Consider the following 7,735-nt stretch of genomic DNA (forward strand, 5'->3'; position numbering starts at 1 on the left):
CAAAAGAAGGTACCAGGTCCTCACTCAAATAAGAAACAATTCTGAATTAAATTAGAGTTGTGTGAGGACCTGGTACCTTTACGAAATGAGAGTGAAGATCAAGCAATTGAAATAATGATCGTAAAAGAACTTTATATAAAGAAACCAAAGTTTTACCTGATATCTGAAGAACAAAAGGAATACAATAATTTAGAAAGAAAGGATTTCTTAACTCGTTCAAAAAACCCTATTTATAAAGTTCTTAATAAATCCGAGGATTTAGAAGAAATAAAATATCATTTTGAGTATGTAAAATCAAAATGATGTATTTATTGAAATAAGGTACCTATGCAAGAAATCAATATGAATGTGTAAACAATCATGAAGTTTTCAAGCACAGGTATCTTTAAAGCAGGTCCCCACACAAATGAGAAACAACTCTGAATTGGACTGAAGTTGTGCGAGGACCTGGTACCTTTATTAATTTTAATCAAACGTAGTCAAAAACGTAGTCAAACAATTTTAATGCTAGCTTAAATCCTTTGTAAACACTCTATTATAGTATTTTATAGAAAGAACGGTTCGACTCCCACCGTCTACATATTATTGTATATGGGTAACCACCAGCAGATCATTGCTGGTGGTTTTTTGATTGGAGTGAATGAGGAGTAAGATCGCGCTAAAAATAAATCAAACCGCGTTATTCTGGAATGTGACTGCGCTAAAGTGAGAGCTAACCGCGCCAAGCAAGCGTGAATGTTTATTTCTTGCGTGGATATTTTATTTTGAAACTTTTTCCCCATTCTCGCGTCTATACGCTGATTACAACAATAGATTCTGAAATTTAGAGAGGATGAGAGAATTATGATGAAAAAAGTACTGACGATAGTAGGCGCATTGTTGCTTGCGTGCAGCTTGCCATTATCGGGTACAGCCGCAAGCAATCAGATATTTGCTGATGTGCCGGCAACGAAGCATTTTGCGGAGGCTGTTAATGATCTCGCGGAACGTAATATTATAGGAGGGTATCCGGATGGCACATTTAAGCCGGGTGAACTGATCACACGCGGGCAGGCTGCCGCAATTATTGTCAAAATGGTCAACCTGGACGTAACGAATGTAAAAGATCCGGGATATACAGATGTCTCAACAGGGAACGGTTATTATCAGGCTATCGCCGCAATGTCTGCAAAAGGAATTATAAAAGGGTACGAGGATGGGCGTTACGGTCCGAATGATCCGGTTACACGCGGACAGATGGCATCCATTATTGTGAAGGCTTTTGATTTGCCGAATTATGGTTACTTGGAATTAGAAAATCCATTTAAAGATATTATTACTTCATATTCACACCAGCATAATATTAAGACTCTCTATAAACTAGGGATTACTACTGGAACAACGCCAACTACGTATAGCCCGAACACGGCGATTACGAGAGGACAGGCTGCAAAATTATTACGTACAACAGAAGAGGCTAAGCCTGAAATGAAAATAATCCGGGCGAGCGACATGAAATGGAAAACTTTGACTGCAAGGACTTATCCAAATGACAACAGTTTCAAAGTGTATCAAGTGCCTGGAGAAGGAAATGCGGAAGCTAAGGTGCAAATCGTCCCATTGAAAGAAGGCAAAGGCTTGATCACACTAGATGGCAGTCGTCAGATCGATAGTGGCGAGCATAAAAAGTACGAGGTGCTGGTCAAAAAAGTGGACGGGAAGCTGACGGTCACGTTGAAAGAATCTACAACCATTTTGTCTACACCGGTAGTGCTAGGAAGCAGTATGAAGAGCCTAGAGAGTATTTCTCTTTCTACGTGGGATGGCAAAAAAGTAACTGACGATGTGCGGTTTAGAGTGAATGAGCGACAGCTTGCTGAAATGTATATTGAGCAACCGGGAGAGTTTATCGCTACGGTGAAGGAGAAGAGTGGGAGGACAGTGCGTTACGCAGTCGTTGCGACAGAGAGTACATCAAGCGCGTATTATGGCATCGATTTATTAGTTGAAAAAAACCCAGCTGAGTATGAAGAAATTGCACAATATAAAGGCGGGTATAAGATCAATGGAGCAGATGCTGCGAATATTGCGGATGTGACCCGTGACAAGAGTTCTAAAAATCTTAAATTTAAAGTGACCGGAAAGAAAACAGGGACTTTTACTATTGACTATGACGATGTGGTCAGTCTTAACTTTGACAGCGATCCAGGTGATGGAGAATCTACGTACTATTATGATAGATTGATTGTGACAGTAGAGACACTTGGCCCGATTGTGCATACGACCGTCAGAGTAGATTTATTAAATCCGTGACAAGAGTTCTAAAAATCTTAAATTTAAAGTGACCGGAAAGAAAACAGGAACTTTTACTATTGACTATGACAATTTGATCAGTTATAGCTTTTGCACCGATCTAGGTGGTGATGGAGAATCTACGTACTATTGGGATAGATTGATTGTGACAGTGGAGACACTTGGCCCGATTGTGCATACGTACGTCATAGCAGATATAGTAAACTAACCAGTTCTGCAGATCTATAACTAATAAGGTGCCAGGTTCACACACACTTCCGAATTAAGCTGAAGTTGTGTGAGGACCTGGTACCTTTAATGGTGATTGCTAGTTTAATAGGTACTTTTGGCGCGTTGATGGATATAACAAAAGTGAAGATACCCAAAAATATAAATTATTTGAAGAAGTATCAGCAGAGTGGAAGTAAGATTTAAAAGGGTGCCAGGTCCCCACTCAAATAAGAAACAATTCTGAATTAAATTAGAGATGTGTGTGGACCTAGTACCTTTACACGTTCCACATTCCTCAATCTTTCTTGAGAATTAAACGGGACAATCCATGTACCACAAACTCTTCTTCATAACGTTGCTCAATATCAAGAAGGCGTTTAAATTGCTCATCTGCATCCCTTGGGACGACTCTTTCATTTGCCAAATCTCTTGTAGCTAGTCTACTTGAAAGTTCGTTCCAAAACACTTCATTGTCATTCACTTCAATGATCGGCTGCAATTCATTTTCATAGGCTTGCGTGGGGAAGTATTCATTCAGTTTCTTATCGAATTCAATAATCTCCTCGTAGCCAAAATCTTTTGCCAACGAGTTGATATATTGGTACAGTTCTTCATATTCTTTGATTAATGTATCTGACTCACGAGAGGAATTTGCTGTCCATTCTCCTAAATGTACGAGGTCGAGTAGATGTTTGAACTGCTTTTTTGTGAAATTAATTTTCATAATGATCAAACTCCTTTTTTATCTGCCCTCATCGTATCATAATTACCTGTATTTGAATAAGGTACCATGTCCCAACACAACTCGGGTAGCTGAAAACAAGATAAGGTACCTGTGCGAGAAACAATCATGAAGGTTCAAGCACAGGTGCCTTAAAAATTCAAAAAAAGCACCAGATCCCCACACAACCCAGAATCAATTCTAAATAAATCTAGAATCATGTGCGAACCTAGTACCTTCATTACAACTTAATACGCTCCTTCAACTTCCCCTGCAACTCATTTAATCGAACCATAAGCTCTTCATACTCACTTAACCCAATATTGCACAATTGAATCTCTTCATTGACTCGTTCAATAATAGAATTTTTCTCGTCGTATGCTTTTTTCTCTAGTGCGACAAAAACTTTGCGTTCGTCTTCAACTGAACGTTCTTTGCGTAGCCAACCTTTTTCCTGCATACGGGAAATCATTGGTGTGAGCGTTCCTGTGCCTAGGCCTACTTGTTCGCCGAGCTCTTTCATCGTGATTTCGTCATGTTCCCATAACGCAAGCAAGACCAAGTATTGAGGATAGGTAAGTCCGAATGATTTTAAGACACTGGCGTATAGTTTAGTGAACTCTCCTGCAGTTTCATAAACCGCAAAACAGAGCTGTTTATCTAGTGTAGAAAAGTCTTTTTTCATAATAGCTTTTCCACATCGTCCGCAAGTTTTGCAGGATCAGTTTGGGGAGCGTATCGCTTCACGACGTGTCCGTTACGATCTACTAGGAACTTTGTGAAGTTCCATTTGATTTTCTTCGATAGCAATCCGCTTTTCTCTGTGGTGAGGTAATCGAATAATGGGTCTGCTTCATCGCCGTTTACGTTCACTTTCGCCATCATTGGGAATGAAACACCATAGTTCAGTTGGCAGAATTCAGTCGTTTCTTCAATAGAATCAAATTCCTGGTCATTGAATTGATCGCATGGAAAGCCGACTACCATCAGGCCATCGTCTTTATATTGTTCATATAGCGATTGTAAACCACCGAATTGTGGAGCAAAGCCGCATTTACTAGCTGTGTTGACGATGACTAAAGGCTTCCCTTCATACTCTTTCAAAGACAAGATCTCGCCATTTGGTTTTTTAACTTCAAAATCGTATACCGATACCAAGTAAATTCCTCCTTTTATTTCACTGTAATGTCTACTTCGACATTCCCGTTGAGTGCTTTAGAATACGGGCAGTAATTATGTGCTTTCTTTGCATATTCTTCTGCAGTTGCTTGATCCACACCCTCGATTGTCACTTCAAGTTTGGCACCTAGTTTCACACCGCCATCTGTTTTATCCGGATAGAGTGCTACAGTTGCGATGACTTCACTACTAGCATATTCTACTTTTCCTTTATCTAACTGAATTTCAAGTGCACTGTTGAAACATGCGCTATATCCAGCTGCAAACAATTGTTCAGGATTTGAGGCGCCAGACACAACACCTCCAAGTGCTACAGGCTTCGCTACATCTAAATTGAATATATTATCTGGTGAATAAACAGAGCCATCGCGTCCGCCTGTGTTAATAATCGTCGTTTCGTATAGTGGTTTCATGAAAAATTCCTCTTTTCTTTTTATATTGTGTACGATTAAATCTTATACGATTTAATTTTGAGATGCAATGATTTTGTTTCTGAATGCACGATAAAAAGGATTTGTTTATGTGCAAGCATGGAAAATAAGTTACCGGTGTGAGAAACAAACGTGAATGTGTAAACGATCATGAATATTTCACCCATAAGTATCTATCATCAGTGTGAATGGAATTGGAGTGGTATGAAGACTTGGCGCCAACATAAAATAATTTAAAAAATTGAAACTTTTTGGAGGAATTGCCGTCTATACGGTGATTTATGAGTATGTGTTAGAAGAGAGGAGAATGTTTCATTGAAGAAAAAACTATTTGCTGTGATTTGTACGATGTTACTTTTATTCAGTCTACCGATTACGAGTTTTGCTAATGGGATGCAAAGGTTTTCGGATGTGGCGCCAACCAAGCATTTTGCACAAGCTGTGAATGAACTTGCAGAACGTAATATTATCGGAGGATTTCCCGATGGCACTTTCAAACCGAGCCGATCTATTACCAGAGGGCAGGCAGCTGCGATTATCGCGAAGATGACGAATTTGGATATGAAGAATGTCAAAAATCCAGGCTATAAAGATGTTTCAACAAAGAATGGCTATTATAAAGCCATTGCAGCTATGTCAAAGGAAGGAATCATTGGAGGTTACGGAGATGGGCGTTATGGACCGAATGATCCGATTACACGTGGACAAATGGCTTCTATTATTGTAAAAGCGTTTGATTTGCCGCGGTATGCGTACTCTGAATCAAATGATCCCTTTAAGGATATCGTAACATCTGCCTCACACCGTCAAAGCATTCTTATTATTTATACACTCGGTATTACTACGGGAACGACACCAACAACATATAGTCCGAATACAGCAATCACAAGAGGTCAAGCTGCAAAGATGTTACGTACGACTGAAGAAGCGAAGCCAGAAATAATGACTATTAAGTCTAGCGATTTGAAATGGAAAGCTATTCAGATAGTTCAATGGGATCCTAAAAATAGCTATTTTAACGCGATTCACGTGCCAGGAAAAGAAGGCTACACTGAAGATAAAATACAGCTAATCCCATTGAAGGAAGGGAAAAGTATTCTCTCGGTACGCGATAATTCAAATGTAGGAAATTCTGAAGTCCAGACTAAGAAGTATGAGGTTATTGTTAAAAAGACCGATGGAAAACTTAAGATCAGTACGAAAGAAACGAAGGCAATGCTGCCTACTCCTGTCGGGCTAGGTAGCATGTATAAGTCAGATAATAAACATCATATTGTGGAAAATATATCTCTATCCACAATGGATGGGAAAAAGATAGTGGATCAAGTTCCATTTAAAATGAATGAATCAAATTATGCTGAGATTTATATCGACCAACCGGGTGAGTTTATTGTAACGGTAAGGTGGAAGAATGGAGATATAGACCGTTATGGAATGATATCCACTTCGCATGATTCTGAAGTGTATTATTATATTCAGACGTTACTTGAAAACAAAACAGTAGTATATGAGGAAGTAGCAGAGTATGAAGGGGGATATACACTTAGAGGGGATCATGCAGAAGATATTGCAGAAATCACTCGCGATAGCAGTTCGAAAACATTGAAACTTAAAGTTACTGGAAAAAAACCTGGCACAATTTACGTCCAGTATGAGCATTATCTAAAAAGAAATGTTTGTGGTGGTGTCCAAGAATATACGTGTACAGATGAATGGAATGGTTTGTTCGTGAGAGTTACAACATTAGGTTCTATTATGAACGTAAGTGTTCATGAGGATATAAGTAATAGATAAGTTTTATAAATAAGATACCTGTGTAAGAAACAAACATGAGTGTTTAACCATTCATGATAGTTTCATGCGCAGGTATTTTTAATTTCAAGGAATATGTTAGGATAAAGTAAAAAGGGAAGGGGAGTTTGAATTGAAAAAGATGAATAATGCATTGGGATCGTTTGTTATCCTTGGGCTATTGTTAGCGAGTTGTGGAACGGATGACGAAGAAACGAAGCAAGTCCATACACCAGTGCAAAAAGTCGAACCGGCACGAGACAATGAGTCAAAAGTCGAAGTAATGGAACGTCCACCAATGATCAACGAATTCAATGAAGAAACCGACGACCTTGAAGATGCATTCTTCTCGGAATATTCAAGCATAAAAAGTTTCGTTGAAAGCACCGTAAATGACATGAAAGAGGGCTCTGACTATCGAGAGAAATTTGCGCATGCTGAACAATTTCTTGCTGAATCGACAATTACGTATATTGGATATTTCCACGAAGAAATTGAAGAACTTGGCATGACTGAAGACTTCGAAGAACTAAAGACGGCAGCAGCAGAACTAATTGAGAAGTTTGGGACAAGCGGCGAACATCTTGAAGGGTATGAAACGAAGTATATGGAATTCGAAAATAAAATGAATGACGTCTATTCAAAAATATAAATAGACGTTCTTTTAGAATAAGGTACCTGTGTGAGATCCTTTTACTACATGTTACAATGTTTGATTTTGACAAATCTACTATGTACAATTACTATCAATGCATATCGTGATTGAAAGTTGATTTCGGTCTAACCATTTTATTGAAGGCAAAAACAACAATAAATAAATTGCTCGAAAAGAAGATTGGAAACCCGATCTTCTTTTTAGCGTTAAAAATGATAATCGCTTAGAAATGAATCATGAAGGGGATAATTATTATAAAAAAGACATTTGCTTACAAAAATGAATTGCCATCTTTACCAATACCGCCATTAACGAGTACAAAAGAGCGACTTCTTGAATGGGTTGAACCATTTTTACACGATAAACAACTTGAAGAAACTACGGAGGTTGTGAACGATTTCTTCAAAGTAGATGGAGACGCAGAAAAACTGCAAAAAAAATTATGCGAATTGGATG

Annotated in this window: 8 protein-coding genes; 4 read left to right on the forward strand and 4 right to left on the reverse strand. The window is 38.6% G+C overall.

All coding sequences use genetic code 11. The features are described from left to right. Nucleotides 1-843: 843 nt before the first annotated feature. Nucleotides 844-2,292: an S-layer homology domain-containing protein gene (locus tag Q7P97_RS05695; RefSeq protein ID WP_303967777.1), complete on the forward strand. Its 1,449-nt coding sequence runs from the start codon at nt 844-846 to the stop codon at nt 2,290-2,292. Nucleotides 2,293-2,797: 505 nt separating this feature from the next. Here Q7P97_RS05695 and Q7P97_RS05700 read toward each other — a convergent pair. The 4 genes from Q7P97_RS05700 to Q7P97_RS05715 form a co-directional block, all read right to left on the reverse strand. Next, nucleotides 2,798-3,226 carry a hypothetical protein gene (locus Q7P97_RS05700; RefSeq protein ID WP_303967780.1) on the reverse strand — a complete coding sequence of 143 codons (429 nt, stop codon included), beginning with the start codon at nt 3,224-3,226 and terminating at the stop codon, nt 2,798-2,800. 238 nt (nt 3,227-3,464) lie between these two features. Continuing rightward, nucleotides 3,465-3,908, reverse strand: a complete 444-nt coding sequence (locus Q7P97_RS05705; protein ID WP_303967782.1) for a MarR family winged helix-turn-helix transcriptional regulator — start codon at nt 3,906-3,908, stop codon at nt 3,465-3,467. Next, nucleotides 3,905-4,381, reverse strand: a complete 477-nt coding sequence (locus Q7P97_RS05710; RefSeq protein WP_303967785.1) for a glutathione peroxidase — start codon at nt 4,379-4,381, stop codon at nt 3,905-3,907. Before Q7P97_RS05710 ends, Q7P97_RS05705 begins: the two co-directional genes overlap by 4 nt. A gap of 14 nt (nt 4,382-4,395) precedes the next feature. After that, nucleotides 4,396-4,815, reverse strand: coding sequence for an organic hydroperoxide resistance protein (locus tag Q7P97_RS05715; protein WP_303967787.1), 420 nt, complete (start codon nt 4,813-4,815; stop codon nt 4,396-4,398). Between the two features lie 333 nt (nt 4,816-5,148). On the opposite strand from Q7P97_RS05715, the gene Q7P97_RS05720 reads away from it, so the two are divergent. The 3 genes from Q7P97_RS05720 to Q7P97_RS05730 form a co-directional block, all read left to right on the forward strand. Beyond that, complete coding sequence (locus tag Q7P97_RS05720; RefSeq protein WP_303967790.1) at nt 5,149-6,627, forward strand: S-layer homology domain-containing protein; 1,479 nt, start codon at nt 5,149-5,151, stop codon at nt 6,625-6,627. A gap of 130 nt (nt 6,628-6,757) precedes the next feature. Next, the gene (locus Q7P97_RS05725) at nt 6,758-7,276 is read left to right on the forward strand and encodes a hypothetical protein (protein WP_303967792.1); all 519 of its coding nucleotides are present in this window, start codon (nt 6,758-6,760) and stop codon (nt 7,274-7,276) included. Between the two features lie 239 nt (nt 7,277-7,515). After that, the coding region (locus Q7P97_RS05730; protein ID WP_303967794.1) for a choline/carnitine O-acyltransferase at nt 7,516-7,735 on the forward strand (220 nt) is incomplete at its 3' end.

It is taken from the genome of Sporosarcina ureae, from assembly GCF_029267015.1.
In the GTDB taxonomy this organism is placed as follows: domain Bacteria; phylum Bacillota; class Bacilli; order Bacillales_A; family Planococcaceae; genus Sporosarcina; species Sporosarcina ureae_D.

Coding starts and splice junctions, on each gene's coding strand:
- Q7P97_RS05715 (WP_303967787.1), bottom strand. CDS start 4,815: ATGAAACCACTATACGAAACGACGATTATTAACACAGGCGGACGCGAT.
- Q7P97_RS05700 (WP_303967780.1), bottom strand. CDS start 3,226: ATGAAAATTAATTTCACAAAAAAGCAGTTCAAACATCTACTCGACCTC.
- Q7P97_RS05695 (WP_303967777.1), top strand. CDS start 844: ATGATGAAAAAAGTACTGACGATAGTAGGCGCATTGTTGCTTGCGTGC.
- Q7P97_RS05705 (WP_303967782.1), bottom strand. CDS start 3,908: ATGAAAAAAGACTTTTCTACACTAGATAAACAGCTCTGTTTTGCGGTT.